This is a genomic window from Herpetosiphon geysericola (assembly GCF_001306135.1).
Taxonomy (GTDB): Bacteria; Chloroflexota; Chloroflexia; order Chloroflexales; family Herpetosiphonaceae; genus Herpetosiphon; species Herpetosiphon geysericola.
In genome coordinates this window covers 82025-100086 of the sequence record NZ_LGKP01000004.1, presented here as the reverse complement: position 1 = coordinate 100086, position 18062 = coordinate 82025, and the positions used below count along the sequence as shown (strand labels likewise).

The following is an 18062-nucleotide window of genomic DNA, read 5'->3' as shown; positions in this document are numbered from 1 at the left end:
TCCTAGGGTTGTACCTGATAAATAATCCAGCCATCGGCTTCGTAGACTTTGGTCGCTGCTTGTTCGATTAAGCCAATATTGGCTTGGGGATAGGCTCTTTGCTCATTCGGCCCCCAAACCACATAATTAACTTTTTGGCGAGTCAGCACTTCGCGTAGTTGATTTAGATCAGTCGCATTATAAATCGCATTCAGATCGCCTTGGCGCTGCGCCACTTGCTGATTGGCATCGGGCTGCTTGCTGCGCCACAAGCCTTCGTGAGAACCAGGCCAGGCCAAAAGGGTTGGCCGAGCACTCAAGGTCGCCAATTCACCGCCATCTTGATAGCTACTGCCAGGCGCGTTTGCCAAAACGCTGTTGCGCGGTGTGTTGGCTTCAAGCCAAGCTGCGGCTTTGCGAATTGGCTCGGAAAAGTGTTGAGAGCTTTCAATCCCATCTAGTTTCGCGCCGCTCGAATCCCACGAGGGCGAGGTTCGCGGATTGATCACTGAAATTGGGTAGACCAAGCCGCCAGCCAATAAGAGCCCAAACAACGGCAACCAAATGCCATTTGTCCAGCGGCGCCATTGGCCATTGCTCAACAAGCCCCAAATACTGGCAGTCGCAGTAATCCCCAACAGCATCCAAGCTTGGTAATAAACCTTGAAAACTGTGTTCATGCGATTATCAAAGATATCGCGTAGATACAGAAAATCGACGACGACAATAATTAATGCAGCCAAACCAACCACGATCAAGCTAAAGTTTTGCACATCGCGCTGGTTGCGTTGCCACGCTGTTTGCCAACAGATCACGGCAATTGGTAAAAACACGACCGCTGGAATCCCCACGATCAAGCCAATGAGCAGCACCACCCCAATCACTGCCCATTGTTGCCATGCGTTGACGATGCGCGTTAGCCAAGCAACGATTGGCACCAAGAACAAACCAAAAATGATCAGCAAATCAGTCCAGCCTGAATGATCACGGGCTGGAGCCATAATTTTGCCCAAACTGTTGATAATTGGGATATTGGCGAAGGGTTCAGGAATCGTATCGCGGCCAGCAAACGAGGTGAAGGTCAGCAGGAATGGCATATAGAGCAAAACCGCTGCCAACACCACCAAACCAACTTGACCAGCCACATGCAACCAATCACGGCGCGTTGGCTGCGGTGTATGCCCGCGCCACAAGTTGACCAGGCCCAAGGCATACAATACACCAAAGGTTGGCGCATCCCATGAATTAGCAGCGTACAAGCCGCCAATCACCAAGCCAGCCATCGCCAATTCAAGCCAATCGTGCTTGGGAAAGCGCAGCATCGCAGGCCGCACAAACAGCGCCAAGGCTAAGGCAATTGCCAACAGCGTCAGCGGAATCGCGAGCACATGCGGGTGCATATCGGCCAGATAGAAGCTGAAGAAGGGAAATTCGGTGATAATCTCGCGCTGAAACATCCCCATGCGTTGCTGGTTATCAACGATGATCGTCGTTTCTTCGCTATCGTCGTAGATCACGCGTGATGGCCACCAAGCATTAAATTTCTCGCCCATTGGTGGCAAGGTCGAGCTTTTGGACTCGCCTGGATTATCCGATTTGAGCGTCGCAGGATCGACGGTAGCAGGCTCAATGCCTTGCAATGCTTGCCACAGCACCGAAACCCGTTGGCTATCAGTGAGTTTATTAACCTCGGCAGAATTGATGATAGTTTGCAAGGCTCCCATTTGGTTGCCCACCATCAGCACCAACACACAGCCAAGCAAGGCCAGCGCGCCAATCCCTACCAAGCGCAACCGCGATAGCACATAATCGTGCCACCACAAACGCACCATCGTTGTGACTAAACCAGCTACCCCAACGCTGGCCAAGGCCATAATCGTGGCCAAGCCGAGATTGAAGGTTTCGCCAAGCGTCGCGCCACTCAGCACGCTCAAGACGCTGATCAGCACATAGCCAAAATAATAATAATTAACGCTAAATCCCGCCAACCATAAATCGCTCGGGGGGTAGTTGGAGCTATTCAACACGGCGCTAAACAGCATCGCTTCCATCGGTTTTTCGGTGGAATGAATCCCCGATCCATAAAGCCCATGCAAGCGCAACTGAATGCCCAGCCAGAAAACCAGCCCAAACAACAGTTCGTAGGCCAGCCATTCAGGCCAATGTTGGCGAACTGCCGCCAGCATGCGCGCTTTATCCAAAGGTTTTTGCACAAACCAACTGAGCGTGCCAAGGCCGATTAAGCCCAAGCCAACCGTCACGCCATCGAAGCCCGAAAGATTGAGCATCGCGCCCATCCAAGCGATCCATGCAACAACCAACAGGCCCAGCGCCTTGCTCCACGCCAAGCCCCGCCCTGGCAAATAGCCAAACACGCGCATACTCAGCGGTAGCGCGAGAATTCCGATTAAAACGATGCTTAACCACCAAGCAATCATAACAACTCACTATGGCAGGTTCTTCAAGCGCTCCTGCGCCGAACCTACCCACAAGCCCTCGGGCGGGGCGATACTCAAATAGGTTTCGTATTCGCGGCGAGCCTCGGCAGAATTATTTTGCAAACGATACACTTCGGCCAGATGATAGTGCGGGTCGGCAAATTGGCTATCAGCCAGAATCGCCGCGCTAAATTGAGCCGCTGCCGCATCAAGTTTGGTGCTATCAACCTCGGCCCAAGCCAAATAGCCTTGGCCAAGTTTGGTTTGGTTTTGCGGGCTTGGCCCTGCATTATAGGCTTGTTCGTAGGCCAACACCACCTGATCGTAGCGCTTCAGCGCGAGCAGCACATCGCCCAAGAGATGGTGCAAGCCAATATCATTGGGGTGCACGTCGGCAGCGCGGCTCAAAATTGCCGCCGCGCGATCAGCCTGGCCCGATTGCCACAATTGCTTACCAGCCTCGAAGGCATAGCCAGCATTGTTGGGGTCGCTTTCGTAGAGCGCAACCGCCGCCTCGACTTGGTTGCCAGCTTGATCAACGGGGTTATTCGGGACTGCGGGAGTCGCAGGCACGCCATCACGCCATTGCATTGCTAGTTCGCGCAATTGCGAGGTTGTCTTATAAATCGTGACGCTATTCTGTTGATAAACTTGCTGCACACCAGGCATAGTCACAAATTTATCAACGCCCATTGGGTCGCGCAAGCGCTCAATCTGGCCAACATACACATAATCTACGCCATATTTATTCAGCAACCACTGGGTGCGCAATACATCAAGGCTGCTATAAATCTCCAGCACATCGCGAATGCGTTGATCAACCAATGGCCCGGGCCGTTGTTCGCCAGCATGCAAGGCGCTGATGATTGTTGGCAAGCCAGTATTGGCCGTGATCCGAATTCCAAAAGCGCGATAGAATTCTTGCTCCGATTGCAGCAGAATTTCGGTGCCAGTAATGTTATCGGTAATCCAGCGAATGGCCGCCAGATCGTCGGCCAGATTGACCACGCCATTGTTGACGTTATATTCAGCGGTTTGCATATAGGCCAAGCCATCAAGGGTCAAGCCTGGCACTGGTTTATCGAAACGCATGCCAACCCGACTGAGCGTGCCAAAAATCGGGAAGAACAGGCCAATCACAACCCCAACGGTCACCACCGTTTGCCAACTATATTTGGCTGCCCGCGAGCTGCGCAGGGCCGAAGCAATATGCGGCAGCAGCAGGCTCGCACTCAAAGCCCACAGTACCCAAACTTGATAACCAAATTTGAAGACCGTGTTCATGCGCTCTGAATCGCCGGGGCCACCTTCCCACGTACCAGGGGCAAGGTGATCACGAATGAACAGCATCTCGACACCCAAGGCCACTAAGCCGCCAACCAATCCCAGTACAATCGCCCAGCGCGCCGATGGCGAGGCTACCCGATTGATAAAGCGCCGAATGAGGCCCGCCAATAGCAAGCCGATCACCAAGCGCACCGGAATCCCAGCGCTGAAAATTGGCTTATAGATTGCTGCCAAGCCTGGCAAAACCGAAGGCTCAGTCAGCGCACTTTTGCCAGCATTACTGCGCGTTAAGAGCAACACAACCAAGGCCGCCGCAGCCAAACCATAGCCAATCAGCCAGCGCCCGCGCGTCGCTTTCACCCAATCCAAAAATGGCGTAGGTTCGGCGCGCTTCAGCGGCAACAACAGCCAAGCAGTAATTACCAGCACAAACAGGCCATAAATCGCCAGCCACGGCACAAGCGCCGTGCCAACCCGAATGGGCCACACGCCGCCAACGGGGGCTTTATAGCTGCCCAAGAATGGCGCATACAGCAGCAAACCAAGCGCAACAGTTGCTACGCCAAGCAAGCTATAGCCAAGCGTCGCCCACCAACGGCGGTGCGGCGCTTGCCAACCGCGCGCCATCAAACCAACAATGAGCACCAAGCCGTAGGTCGGCACATCCCAAGCATTGGCCGCAGCCAACGAGCCAACTGCCAAGGCCGCTAAGCCAAAGGCTGGCAATTGTCGCCGCAAACGTCGTCGTCGGCTCACTTCCCATGCCAAGGCCACCACTAACAAGGTTATTGGCAAGGCAATGAGGTGCGGGTGTAAATCGGCAAAAATGATGCTCCAAGCAGGGAATTCATTAATTGTGTTGAGCTTATCGCTGACGGTAACCCGACTTGGCCCCCAGAACCATGGCACGCCACCACCCAAACGGCGGGTAAAGTTTTCGCCCGTGCCATTGGCCAGCGCATCGCCGAGCATCGCACCCAAGCTGGTTTCACTATCGAGCGGCGCACAAGCAGCTTCGCGGCCTTCGCCACCCAACTCGCAAGCTTGCCAAGCCCGCACCACGCCGCCAATTCCGGTCGAGGTGCCAATTGGCAATACGCCTGCTAAATTGCCGATGATGGCTACTGCAACTAAGGCCATGGCAGCAACTTTGAGCCGCCGCGTAACCACCAAGCCCACGGCCCAAGCACCAATGCCGATCAACGCCCCAACCGTAGCAACCGCCAAATTAAAGCCAATTGCCGAGTTTAGGCCAAACAACTTCATCGGCAAGGCCATCAAATACAGGCCATAATAGTAGTAGTTGATCGTGCCTTGCGAATAGAACGGATCAAGTGGTGGCATGTTGGGCGAGCGCAGCACTGCATTCAAAAAGCCAAATTCAAACGGCTTTTCGCCACCCCAGTAGGGATGCCACAAATCAGGATTGGCCGCCCGAACCAAGGTCCAAAGCGCAAACAAGCTGATAAAAACCAGCTCGCTGATGATGATGTTGCGTCGTTGTTGCCGCCAGCCAGCGCGAATCCGTTGGTCCGCTCCAAAATACCATGCTGCAACCGCTAAGGCCGCCAACATTGCGAAGCCGACAACTACGCTGAGCCGCGTCCACTGCCAGAAGCCAAGGCTGGTTGGCAGCCAAATCAGCCAGCCAAGCAGCAAGATCCCAGCAATTTTGCTGGCACTCCAGGCTGCGGCCAACGACGAACGCAAGGCTTGGGCCACAATTGGGAAGGCTAGCAAGCCCACTAATTCAAAGAATAGCAACCACAAGACGATTGCAGCGCCCTGATTTTGGTTGATCCAAGCCCAATCTGAGAAGCCATCGACGCGCGGGGTTTCGACTTTGTTATCGACTGTGGCTTGGGGCAAGGGCTTTTCAGCCATGCTAATCGCCGCAACTGGATTGGCTGGCGGTATGCCCGGCAATTCGGTCGGCGGCAAGGCACTTGGCTCAGGCACGTTGGCATCGGTACGCAGGTAGATTTGGGTTGAGCCGCTATCGTAGCCAATGCGCCAGCGCCCTGAGGCCTTCAGTTGATCAAAAACTGGCAACAAATCGCCGTAGACCGCGCGCTCCAAGCCGCCAAGGTAAATCACACTCACGCCATAGCGGTCGAGGTAATTTTGGGCGGTGTTTGGATCAAAGGCGGTATAGATTTGCTGAATAATATTTTTGCGATTAGCAATAATGCCCGCTGCTTCTGCTGGTGCACGTTGTTGATTCTCGTGACCATCCCAACCAATCAAGGTTGGTAGGCCAGTCCAGGTTGCAATCCGGCTGTTCCAACGATAGGCCGAGGTGCTGGCTTCGAGCACGGTTGGCGTGCCTTCGACGTTGGCACGCAACCAGCGAATCGCCGCTGCATCATCTTTAATTGCGATTTCGCGATTTTCAACCCACGTCGCGCCTTCCATCCAAGCCATGCCATCAAGCCCACGCGGCGCATCGGCCACATAGCGGTCGGCAACTTTGGCTTGGGTAGCGGTAATTGGATAGACCAATGCGCCAAGCACCAACAAACCGGTGACGGTTGCCCACGAGATGCGCAACGGAGCCGCCAAACCAGAACGCAACCCGCTGCGGAAGGCGCTCAAGGTCAATGGCACAACGCTGGCCGCTGCCAAGGCCAACAAGGCCCAAGCCTCATAGCCCAGCTTAAAAACGACGTTCATGCGCCCAGCCCCGGGCAAGACAATCGTTTCGGTCAAGAGCACGAGCAAAATGCCAGCAGTCGTCAAGGCCAAGGGCACAACTTCGCGCCGACGGGTGCGGCCAGCCAAAGCACTCCACAACAGCGAAATTCCCCAAACTGCCAGCGGCAATAGAACCACAATTGAGGCAGCACGTTGGGCAATTGCCTGCTTGAATAAATTATCAATCAACAGCGCTGCTTTGTTTGGCTCAACGCTCATATCAAGTGGCATTACCACATTTTGCAACAGGCTCATCAACGCCATCCAGATCAGGCTGGCGCTAACCCCAATCAAGGTGCTGCGCATGCCCCAAATCCGCCGCGCCAGCAGCAGCATCCATGGAATCAAAATCCAGAACCACAAGCCATACAGCGCGGTGAACTCGCGAATCGTCATGCGCTGATCGTTGGTTAGCAATTGGGGCTTGCCGTAGTCGCCAGTCGCCAAATAACGGTTGAACGGCGACCAAACCACGGTCATCACCACAAATACAGCCAGCGGTGGCAGCACAATCCACAGCCAGCGCTTGGGCCAAGCGACGTTGCGGCTTTGTTGGACCCCAACCACCAACAGCGCAACCGCCGCCAAAGCCAGGCTCAGCGGATAATCCCACACATTGGTGGCCTTGAGTGCGCCAACCAAAATACCCAGCGCCACGCTCCAACCAGCCAAAGCTTTGGCCGAAATCTTGGGCGCTTTGTACAAGCCAACCAAGCAGAGCAAGAGCAAGACGAGTAGCGAAAGCCCAATGATGTGAGCATGCAAATCGCCATATAAAAACGAAAAGAAGGGAAATTCGCTAATTGTGCTGGGCGGAATCACCCGCGTTGCATTCCAATACGGCCATTCTGGGCGCAAATTGAACGATTCGCCGTCGAGCCGTTTGGCAAAGCCAGCCGCCGCATCAGCCAACGGCGAGCCACCTTCTAGCCAAATACCTTGGCTCGATTGCTCAGGATTCGACCAACTTAACTCGCTGTTGCCCAAAATTCGCGCACTATTGAAATAGAAGATTGGCTGGACCAAATTGCCCAACAGCATCAAGGCTACCGCCGCCCCAACCGCCGTCACGCAGGCGCGGCGCTCGATCTTTTTGGCGGCTCGCCCAAGCGTCGAGAGCAGATTGTAGCCAAAACTGCCACTTAGTTGCGCGGTCATGGCAAATAGCGAAATCAAGGCCAGATTGAAGCCAACCTCTGGGCGAATCGCCAACAGCTTCATTGGCGTGCCCATCAGCACATAGCCCCAATAGTAATAGTTCATATAGCCGCCAGCAAACCATGGGTCATAGGGCGGGAACTGCACCGATTTGAGCGTCGCGGTGAGGTAGGCCAAATTCATGGGCTTTTCGCCACCCATGGCTGGGTGCCATAAATCGGAGTTTAGGTAGCGAATCGTCAGCAAAATCAAAAAGCCAACCAGGTAAATCGCCTGCGACGTGAGAATTGCCGCCCGCCGTGTCTGCCACCACAAGCGTAATTCGTGGCGCGAACGCAGCAAACTAACCCCGCCCAAGCCGACCAAAACCAGATAGACCCCAGCAATCCAGAAGCGATTGAACGACCACCAATGCCATGCTGCTGGCAGCCATGCAATCAAGGTCAGAGCAAATAAGCCAACCAGCCGCGCCATGCCCAAGCCACGATCAGGCAAGGGCAATTTTAAGCGCCAGAGCAAGCCGAACGCTGCCAAGCCCAGCACTTCAAGCGCCAAAACCCAGAAAATCAATGGCGCAACATTGGCAATGCCATCGAAAACCCAAGCCCAGGTACCAGAAGTCAGTTGGGCACGCCATTCGGCCACGGTTTGTTGCAACATAGTTGGCATTGGCGTGGCAACTTTAGGCCGCAGCTTATAAATTTCATCAACATTCACATCGCGCAAAATTTGCTGGCGCGCCGCATCAAGATTCCAGCGCTCAGTGCGCTTCCAAATCGTTACCCGAGGATGATCGTAGACGCTCCAATCTTCGGTAGCGTGATCATCGGGAATGCTGATGCCCAAAAACGATGGATACGAGCTAAAATCGGCAACTTTTTCGTAGCCCAGCGAGCCATCGAAAATGCCCTTGAAGAAATTGAGCGTCGCCGGAAAGCGCATCGGCAATTGATCAAGCGAATCGTAGGCGCGATTCGAGGTGAAGGCCAAATAGTTGGCTTGGTTGGCAACTTGCAGAATTTGCTCAATCGAGCCAGCATCATTTTCATTGACAATTGGCAACTGCACATCAGTCCAGATCCAATTTTCCATGCCTGGAATGCCAATATCCCACGAATCGGAGGTGTGGGTGCTGCCCGGCGGCAGGTTAGCATGCGCCCAAGCAGAAGCTTGAATCCGGGTATGTGGTCGCTCATAGATCCGGCTAAAACCCCAGCCCCAGAGCAACGTCACCAGTGCGACCATGCTGGTTAGGCCCACTGCCAACCCATGCAACGGCACTTTGCGAAATAGCAACGGTGTGCCTTCGCGCCGCGCCCAATCAACAAAGCTAATCAAGCCCCAAGCAGCAAATAAAATTAACGGGCCATAGATCGGCAGTAAATAGCGCATCGGCTTGATCATCAAGCCGCCCTGCCAAAAGAAATAAATCCCTGTCCAAAGCCACATTGGCACGAGGCCAAGCAAACGCTGGCGTGATTTTGCGCGCCACAGCGCAACCCCAAATGCCAGCCAGCCAAGCCAAGCAGCCACGCCCAAAGGCACACCCATGCCCCAACGAATCATGTTGGTCAATTCGTAGGTATAGTTGCTGCGACCAGCCCATTGATGCGATGAAGGTGCGTCAACATCACCAGATGAAGTTGCACTAGCACGGCCAATTGCCTCAAGGAAACGGCTATCAGGCCAAAAACCATTGAAAGCATCGGGCATGCTAAAGCGCAGGGTAAAGAGCATAACCAAGAAGGCCAACAGCCCAAAGCCAACCCCATACAAACTGCTAATCAGCAAGCGTACAAACATGGCCCAAGGAGAACGATCACCATGCAAATAGGCAGGGTTGTGCCAATAGGCCACCATCGCTGCAATTGCAACAATCCCGCCAAGCGGCGCGAGGGTAATTTTGCAGGAAATTGCCAAGGCGAGGGCTGCGCCAGCAAACATGGTGTTAAGCACGGCGCTCCACCAGCGGCGCGATTGGGCCAAGCGCGTGCTAGCATACAACGTCAACAGTCCATACATCGCTGCCTGACCATCGACGACAAAAAAGTGAGCATGTTGAATGAGCGCTGGCGACCAGGCAAAACAAAAGCCAGCTAACAAGCCAATCCGGCGGCTGTTGAGCGTGCGGCCAAGCAAAAACAAAATGACAATTGAGATCAAATCGGCAATTGTTGAGACAGTGCGACCAACCACGGCAATTTGGCGGCTCGATAGTTGATCTGGTTCAATTTCAGGGTAGAATTTTTCGGTTAAGTAGCGCACGCTGGCAACTGGCAACGAGCCATAGACATAGCCTTGATCAATCGTGCGTGGGTTGAGTGAGTTACAGCCGCTGGTTGCGCTAGGCCGTTGTTTGCTCACATCAGGCTCTTCCGGATTGCGCGCATTCTTCAGCTGCGCCACGCCTTGATCGTTCTGCACTATCTCACATTCGGTTCTGAGATAGCTCAAAAACGAATCGGGTACTCGCAGGTTGGGCGTAATCGCATCCTTGAGGTAATACTCGTCTGGGTGGATGAGCGGCGCGTAGCCATCCCAATCAGCACGATTGATCGATCGTACTCCCCAAGCCATCCAAAGGATTACCAACAATAAAAGCAAGCTGATCAAATCGGGGAAGCGTCGCCCCAAGGCACGCAGCGCAGCGAAACGTGGCATAGTTATCACCCTGAACTCAACAACGGGCGAATTATAGCGCAAAATTGGCTTGCATGGGAACGAAATAAAGATAAGGATGAAGGATGAATTATGAGGGATGAAGTTAAGAACAGAGAACAAATCAAAAGGCAAAAGTCAAAGGGCAAGGGATCAGAGGTCGGGGACTAGGGATCGGGTGCTCGTCTAGACCCATAGCCAAAAGTCTATAGCCATCTGTTCTCTGCGCCGCTGCGTTAAAGCATTGATCCACGAAGGGCATGAAGGGCCACGAATGATGGAAACCGCGAAGAACATTGTTTCGCCACGAATTCCACGAATACTGCTTATTTTTGCCACAGATTGGCACAGATGATTGGGATTCTGTTGCTGCTCCCCGAATAGCCCATAGCCCATAGCCTCCCATCCCTGACATCTATTTTGCCTTCTGCCTTTGCTCCTAATCCCTGGCCCCTGATCCCTCGCCCAGCGCTTGTTCAATTATGGGTTTGAGCATCTCAAGGCTGGTTTGCTGTTTGATTTGTTGATAGACTGGTGCATCCAATTGTTGCTCAAGCTGAGCAAGCCATGGAGCTAATAAGGCTTGTTCTGGCTCGGAGCGTGGCGCGCCAATCGATTCGCGTAGTTGTTCGACCATTATTAAGCGTTGGGCTCCTAGCTGATAGTTGCCCGCCTGAATTGCCAAAATTGCCATGCCCTCCAAACATTCGGCAATACTTTCGCGCTCGCCAAGTTGTTGTAAGGCCTGCAAGCTCTGTTGATAGTAGGCTTGGGCTTGCTGATACTCGCCGCGTTGCAAGCTAATGGCGCCAAGATTGGTGAGCGAGGTTGCGCTAGCCCACTGGTTATTGAGCTGTTGGCGTAAGCTGAGGGTTTGCTGGGCCAGATCATAGGCGCGTTGCAAATCGCCGCGATAGCGTGCTAGCATCGATAAGTTGCTCAAGGTTGCCGCATAGTTGGCAGCTTGATCAGGATTGGGGCCAAAGACGGCGGCATTCAATTCAAACAAGGCTTCTGCTTGGCTATAGGCTTGTTGTTTAATCGCCACCAGCGCCAAATTATTGCGCGCCATGGCTGCGCCAATTGGGTTATTGTTGGCATCGTAGAGCGCAAGGCTCTGGCTAAAGCTGGCTTGGGCCGCAGCAATATCGCCCCGACTCCAGGCCATAGCACCACATGCGTTCAGTGCTCGCGAATGGAGGGTTGGCTCAAGCGGTTGCGCTTGGCTGGTAGCCTGGGCCAGGGCTTGATCAAGCCATTGTTGGCCTTCGTGGAAATAGTTGCGTGCCCACCAAAAGCGCCAGCTATTGACCGCAATATTCAGGGCCGCAATGGGATAATGATTGCTGCTGGCCCAGGCAAGTGCCGCGCGCAAATTATCGTGCTCAGCCTCAAAGAGATCGAGCCAATGTTGTTGATCGCTGGCAAAATGTTGATTAAACGCCTCGCTGAGTTGGCTGGCCCAAGCTAAATGCTGTTGCGCTAACTGTTGCTGTTGGGCGCTTGCTAATTGTTCGAGCACATAGTCGCGCACAAATGGGTGCAACACCCAGCGCTCAGTTTGTGGCACTTGCATAATCAAATGATGATCGACCAAATTGCCCAAAATTTCATATAGCGCAGGGTCTGTTTCTTCCAGATTAAGCGCAAAGCTGGCACTGCTGATTGTCCAGCCAGCAGGCCAAATTGCCAAGGCATAGAGCGCTTGTTGTTGGCTTGGCTCTAGTAGATCGAGGCTCCAGCTAATCAGATTGCGCAGGCTGCGCTGGCGTTCGGGCAAATCGCGAATGCTGGTTTTTAGCCCAAGCACATGGTTGGTTAATTGTTGGGCTAAGCGTTGCGGCGACAGCACGCGCGTGTGGGCGGCAGCTAATTCGAGCGCCAAGGGTAAACCTTCAAGTTGGCTGCAAATTTGGCGAATCGCTTCAAGCGTTGCTGCATCTGGTTGCAATGCTGCTGCATGGCTTTGGGCACGTTCAAGAAATAAGGCAATCGCTGGCGTTTCAGCCAAATCTTCGCTCGCAATCGGTTTGCTTGGCACTGCCAAAGGCTGAAGTTGCAGCATATATTCGCCATACAAATTGAGCGGCACGCGGCTGGTGGCGACAATTTGCAATTGTGGTGCTTCGCGTAATAGCTGGCCAATTGCGGTCACGCCTTCAACTACATGCTCAACATTATCCAAAATTAGCAATAAGTGACGGTGGGCCAAAAACTGTTGCAGGGCTTTTTCGGCAGTTTGCTGTGGGCCAATCGCCACCCCCAAGGCCTCGGCAATTGTGGCTAAAACCAAGTGCGGTTGGCTGATGCTGGCTAGCCCACAGAAACACACGCCATCGCGATAGTTGGCCTGCTGTGCTTCGGCAATGGCAAGGGCCAAGCGGGTTTTGCCAACCCCACCAAAGCCCAGAATGCTGATTAAGCGCTGGCCTTTTGTCAAGAGTTGATTCACGGTTTGCTGCTCGTTATTGCGCCCCAAACAGCTGGTTGGCGGAATTGGCAGGCTGAAGCTAGCATTTGGTTGGCTCTCAGCAATGCCATCATTCAAACGAGTAGTTAATTGTTGACATAACTTTTTAAAGTGTCGATGATAGGTTGTGCTGTGAATGCCCAAACTATCGGCGTAATAAGCAATACTGCGTTGTGGTTCGGCCACAATTAAGTGCAGCAAGCGCTGTTGATCGGGCTGTAAAGCTTGCTGACAAAGCGCTTGGAGAAAGGAATTCAGGCCGCCCTTGGCGCTTACAAGTTGTTGAATTGCTGTCTGATTGAGTGCCGTATGCGGTTGTTGGAGCAGTTGCTGAAGCCATTCAACCTGCCAAAGATGCTGGGTCATTGCCAAATTCTCCTCAACCATGTGCTATTAATAAAATTTTGACTATTTTGACATTCTGCATTATGATGCTGCTATCCACCAATTTCTCCAACCTATCCGCTAGTTGATTCTCACAAATATCCGTCAGTCGCTTCTCTCGATGATCGTTCGTCAGTGACGATGAGCAATGCAAAGGAGTCGTTCGTGAAACGTCGGATTGTTATTATTTTGGCCCTGATCGCGCTCATGTTGGCCACATTTAGCCTTCCCCCGCAAGCAGTTCAAGCTCAAACCAATCAGTTACTGGCCGCACCAGCGCCACGGATTATTGCCGAGGTCAATGGGGCTGGCAAGGGTCGGGTTTGGGTTGGCGCTGTGCCCGCCAACAGCAGTAGCAAGCCAGTTTTGGTCTTTGTTCATGGTCTGCACGGCAAGGCTCCTAACTGGTGGGGCGAAACCATGTATCACGGCACGAACGATATGTATGATAAAGCCTATGCCGCTGGCTATCGTACAGCCTTTGTCAGTATTGACGACGAAGTTGATGGCCCTTCATCAACAATTTGGACGAACGGCGCAACCCTCAATCGCCAATTAGACGTTATTTTAAGCCATTATGGGGTTAGTTCGGTTAACATTATCGCCCATAGCAAAGGTGGTGTCGATACCAATAGCGCAGTTATTCACTATGGCGCAAGCAGCAAAGTGCAAAATATCGTCACCCTTAGCTCGCCACATCGTGGCTCGCAACTGGCCGATTTGGCCAACAGCTGGTGGGCTGGTTGGCTGGCTTCGTTGCTTGGTCAGCGCGATGATGGCACCTATTCAATGCAAACCTCGTACATGAACAACTTCCGAGCCCAAACCGATGGCAGCGCCAACTACAATAATGTGCGCTTCCACACGGCTGGCGGTACCAACCATGGCCCATTCTTCTCGGCAATGTGGTTTGGTGGCGCCTACATCTCCGGCGATAACGATGGAGTTGTGCAGGTTAGCAGCTCAATTCACCCCCGTCAAACGACTCGCCTCTTCACCCGCAACTACGATCACGATAATATTCGCTTGGGCAGCGTGGTTTGGAGTTCAATCGAGCCAAGCGTGCGCAGCACCTTCCGCAGCAAAGCTGTCGAATCTGCAAGCGCCAGTCCGGTTGCTGAGCAAGCAACGAGCATCGAAGCCAATAGCATTTTGCGCGGGGGAATGCTCGAAAGCGCCAGCCGCAGCGGTATTCGCTTCAAGCTCGAAACTGGGGTCAAAACTGCCAGCTTTGATTTTGTCAGCAACAGTGCAGATCTGGATGTGAGCTTTGTTGATAGCCAAGGCCAGCGCTATGCTGCCAACAAACCAGCGCTTGATGGCGAATTCTTCCGTGGCGCATATCACTACAGCGCCGAAGTAGCTGCACCTGCAAGCGGTACTTGGTCAGTGGTTGTGAGTGGTGGCAAAGCAGATACCGCCTATTTGTTCAATGCCACGCTTGAAAGCAGCCTGAAGGTGCAGCTTGACGCTGCCAATTTGTTGGCCCAACCCAACCAAAACTTGGGCTTCAAGGTCAATGCTGCCAATGCCCAAGCCTTGAGCATCAAAGCTCAATTGACTGGTACACCACAGGACACTGAATTGCACAGCGCAATGCCAACCAACCGCAGCTTGGCTGCTAAAGGCGTTGATCGCGCAACTCTCAATCTCAGTAGCCCACAAGCCTTTGGTTTGTATCAACTGGCAGTAACGGTTACGGGTACAACCGCCGATGGCAGCAGCTTCGAGCGCTCAATTCCATTAAATATTGGGGTTGTTGATAGCGCTGCCAAGAATGCCGCCGATAGCTTGCCTGCTGGCCGCTAAACCGCGAATAAACTAACGCTTTGGCCAAACACCATCCTTTGGGGGTGGTGTTTGGCCGTTTAGCTAGCCAATTTTTAGGCATAATCGTGTACAATACAAATAGATATTAGCACCAGTTATGGAGGCGAATGTGGATCGCCAAGAAGCTTTCGAGTTTTTAATTGAACACTACGAACAACCCCGCCATCGTGGCGAACTGGCCGATCCGGATGTGACCATGCCTGGTGGTAATCCTGGTTGCGGCGATGTCGTGACAATCTATCTCAAGGTCGATTCAGCCAACGATGCAATTCAAGATGTGGCATTCGTCGGCGAGGGCTGCACTATCAGCCAAGCAGCTGCCTCGATTTTGCTTGAACAAATGCAAGGCCAAAGCCTGACAGCAGTCGAAGGCCTTGATTTTAATTGGATGATCGATGAGCTAGGCCGCGAGGTGGTGCAATCGCGCCCACGCTGTGCAACCTTGGCCCTCGGCACGCTCAAAGCCGCGATCAAGAAATATCGCAACGATCAAATTCGGGCGGAGCTTGGCGCGGAGTCGGCCCAAACCCCACCTGAAACATTCTCAAATTAAGCACACCTGCGTGGTGTGAGCTATAGGAAGGAATTTCAATGCTTAGTGATGATATGGTTCGTTCAGCGCTCAAAAACGTGGTTGACCCTGAAATTGGGGTGAATATCGTTGATTTGGGTCTGATTTATAACGTCGATATTCGCGATGAAGGTCGCCAAGTGGTCGTTGATATGACCCTGACCACGCCTGCTTGCCCAGCTGGCCCGCAAATTATCGACCAAGCCCATAAAGAGGTCAAGGCGCTCGAAGTGATTCACCCAAGCTTGAACGATGTTAATATCAACTTGGTTTGGACGCCCTTCTGGAACCCAGAAATGATGAGCCAAGATGCCAAAGATGAACTAGGCTATTTCTAAATTGAACTCAGCCAAAACCCCGTTGTGCTGGCTAGGCATGACGGGGTTTTGCGTTTAACCAAGGCGTTGGGCGGCAACTGTTTCGACCAATAAGCGGGTTTCAGGGTGAATCTCCAAACCAGCTAAATCGTCAACCCCAAACCAGCCAATCGCCAGCGCATCGTCGCCAGCCTGCGGCTCGCCACTCAGCCACTCTGCTTGCATTTCCAACAAGACATAATGATATTGAATACGCTCGCTTTGGTCGCGATGAATGACATCGACGGCAGTGATAAAGCGTGGTGCGCTAATTTCAACATTGCATTCTTCGCGAATTTCGCGCCGCGCAGCCGCCTCGATAGGCTCGCCAAGCTCAATCGCGCCACCTGGCACGCTCCACTGGCCAGCTAGCGGCTCCTTGGATCGCTTGATCAAAAGTACCCGTTGCGCGTGCCAAACCATGACCGAAACCCCAATTAACGGTTGGCTAGGATAAATCCGCGACATCAATGTTCCTCAATCACAAAGTTAATCACGCTTGATTATGCCATAGCTTATTGCTGCAATGCTAGGTGTTTGCTACCAGCTCATAGTTCTGCATCCGGCGACGTTCTTGATACAGCTTGTAGGCGGTATAGCCTGCATCGACAATCACAAAGAATGCCGTGAATGTCAGGCCATAGTAGAACGCACTCATGCCAATTGCCATATTACTCTCGCGAATCATATCGCCAAGCCTGCTTAGTTTGAGCAACGAGCGCGGATAACCAGCATTTGCCAGCCAGGCGGAATGGCCTTGAATCAGCAAGAACAGCACGATCAAGCTCAAGCCACTGGCTGCTAGCGAAGCAATTCTGGTGCTTGTTTGCCAAACACCGCGCCACAATACAACCAAATCGACCACAATATTGACAATACTGGCAACCACAACTAAGGCAAAGTATTGGCTAATGACTGGATTTTCAAACAAGCCTTGGCCGCTGAACCAGCGAAAGCCACCTTCAGCCTGAAATTGCATCAGCCAGCCGAGCAAAATAACCTGCGCTGCAATCCCAAATAATTGCGAGCCACGGCCAACTTTTTCGCTGGCTGGGGTGATCGCTGGCAATTTGCGCGGATCAAAAGGCTTTTTCGGTTCAAATTCGGTGTCAACTTCGAGCTGTTGTAAGCCCCAAAAAATTGCTACGATCAGCCCAAAGGTTGCAGGCAGATTGCCAATTACGCCCCAGATTGTATTAATGATATTGAGCCGTTGATTGCCGAGCGAGCCAAGCAACGCCAAGCCAAGCTGGGTCGCAATCATAATGCTAAACACCAGCAATACAACCGAACGAAACTGCGGAAACAGCGCTGGGCTAATTAAATATTGGCGATTATTGCCATAGGCGGCAGCAACCTTGGCTGGCTCGCCCAGCGCTTGCAAGGCGGCGACCACTGCTGCTTGATCATCGAGCGCTTGATCGTTGCGCTCAAGGCTATCGTAAATCGACGAGCGTAATTCAGCCAAAATATCGTTGCGCTGTTTCGCTGGCAAATAATTGCTGACTGCACCAAGGTAGCGTTCAATCAAATCCACCTTAAACTCCTTCATCATTCAAGAGGCGCTGCATAACTTCGGCCAAGCTTTGCCAATCGTGACTAAGTTGGGCCAGAATTGTGCGACCTGCCTCGTTAATCACATAGTAACGGCGTGGACGAGAGCCTTCGACATTCCACATGCTATCCAAAAAGCCTTGGCTTTCTAAGCGGCGCAAAAGCGGATACAGCGTGCCTTGGTCGATGTTAAAGCCTCGTTCAGCCAAGCGATCAATCAGCGAGTAGCCATATTGGGGCGTTTGCAGCTGGCTTAGCGCCGCCAAAATCACCACTCCCCGGCGTAATTCTTGGGATAACTTTTCGTATCCCTCTTGTTCTGTTGCTTGTACTATCATGTCTTTTATAATACTGTGTATTACACAGTATTGTCAAGAGTTAAATATACGGAAATTTTTGGTATTTTTGAAATTATGAACTATTGCAGTAAAACGTGGGTAGAATAGAGCAAGGATGGTTATCTAGTGGGAGTTTGGGCTATGGGGTTTAAGCCAATTAAGGTTGATCGCCGACTCGTCTATGAGAACTTATGGTTTAGTACTTGGAACAGTAGTATTGAGCATTTGTCAGAATGGCTCCCCATGGACGACGTGGCAAATCAGGTGCGATTTATCGAAACCTATGCGAAACCATATTTTGAACCAGCGCGCCATCCAAGTTATATTCGTTCTCAGTATTGGATG

The 18062-nt window shown here is 52.6% G+C and carries 9 protein-coding genes; 3 read left to right on the top strand and 6 right to left on the bottom strand.

The features are described 5' to 3' along the window. Positions 1–2 precede the first annotated feature (2 nt). From SE18_RS01360 to SE18_RS01350, 3 genes are all read right to left on the bottom strand, one after another. Positions 3–2417 (bottom strand): DUF2298 domain-containing protein, encoded by a 2415-nt coding sequence (locus SE18_RS01360; RefSeq protein WP_054532620.1) that lies wholly within the window; start codon positions 2415–2417, stop codon positions 3–5. Positions 2418–2426: 9 nt separating this feature from the next. Then, positions 2427–10217, bottom strand: a complete 7791-nt coding sequence (locus SE18_RS01355; RefSeq protein ID WP_054532619.1) for a DUF2298 domain-containing protein — start codon at positions 10215–10217, stop codon at positions 2427–2429. A gap of 436 nt (positions 10218–10653) precedes the next feature. Then, the gene (locus SE18_RS01350) at positions 10654–13050 is read right to left on the bottom strand and encodes a tetratricopeptide repeat protein (protein ID WP_054532618.1); all 2397 of its coding nucleotides are present in this window, start codon (positions 13048–13050) and stop codon (positions 10654–10656) included. A gap of 183 nt (positions 13051–13233) precedes the next feature. Between SE18_RS01350 and SE18_RS01345 the strand changes: the two genes are divergently transcribed. The 3 genes from SE18_RS01345 (at position 13234) to SE18_RS01335 (ending at position 15807) form a co-directional block, all read left to right on the top strand. Further along, the gene (locus SE18_RS01345; RefSeq protein WP_054532617.1) at positions 13234–14877 is read left to right on the top strand and encodes an alpha/beta fold hydrolase; all 1644 of its coding nucleotides are present in this window, start codon (positions 13234–13236) and stop codon (positions 14875–14877) included. Between the two features lie 130 nt (positions 14878–15007). Beyond that, positions 15008–15451: an iron-sulfur cluster assembly scaffold protein gene (locus tag SE18_RS01340; RefSeq protein ID WP_054532616.1), complete on the top strand. Its 444-nt coding sequence runs from the start codon at positions 15008–15010 to the stop codon at positions 15449–15451. Between the two features lie 38 nt (positions 15452–15489). Further along, entirely contained in the window at positions 15490–15807 is a 318-nt protein-coding gene (locus tag SE18_RS01335; protein WP_012190070.1) for a metal-sulfur cluster assembly factor, read from the top strand. 54 nt (positions 15808–15861) lie between these two features. Here SE18_RS01335 and SE18_RS01330 read toward each other — a convergent pair whose 3' ends face one another. The 3 genes from SE18_RS01330 to SE18_RS01320 form a co-directional block, all read right to left on the bottom strand. Then, positions 15862–16293, bottom strand: coding sequence for an NUDIX hydrolase (locus SE18_RS01330; RefSeq protein WP_054532615.1), 432 nt, complete (start codon positions 16291–16293; stop codon positions 15862–15864). 61 nt (positions 16294–16354) lie between these two features. Further along, positions 16355–17362, bottom strand: coding sequence for an HAAS signaling domain-containing protein (locus SE18_RS01325; protein WP_054532614.1), 1008 nt, complete (start codon positions 17360–17362; stop codon positions 16355–16357). Between the two features lies 1 nt (position 17363). Further along, complete coding sequence (locus tag SE18_RS01320; RefSeq protein WP_369128089.1) at positions 17364–17651, bottom strand: PadR family transcriptional regulator; 288 nt, start codon at positions 17649–17651, stop codon at positions 17364–17366. Positions 17652–18062 lie beyond the last annotated feature (411 nt).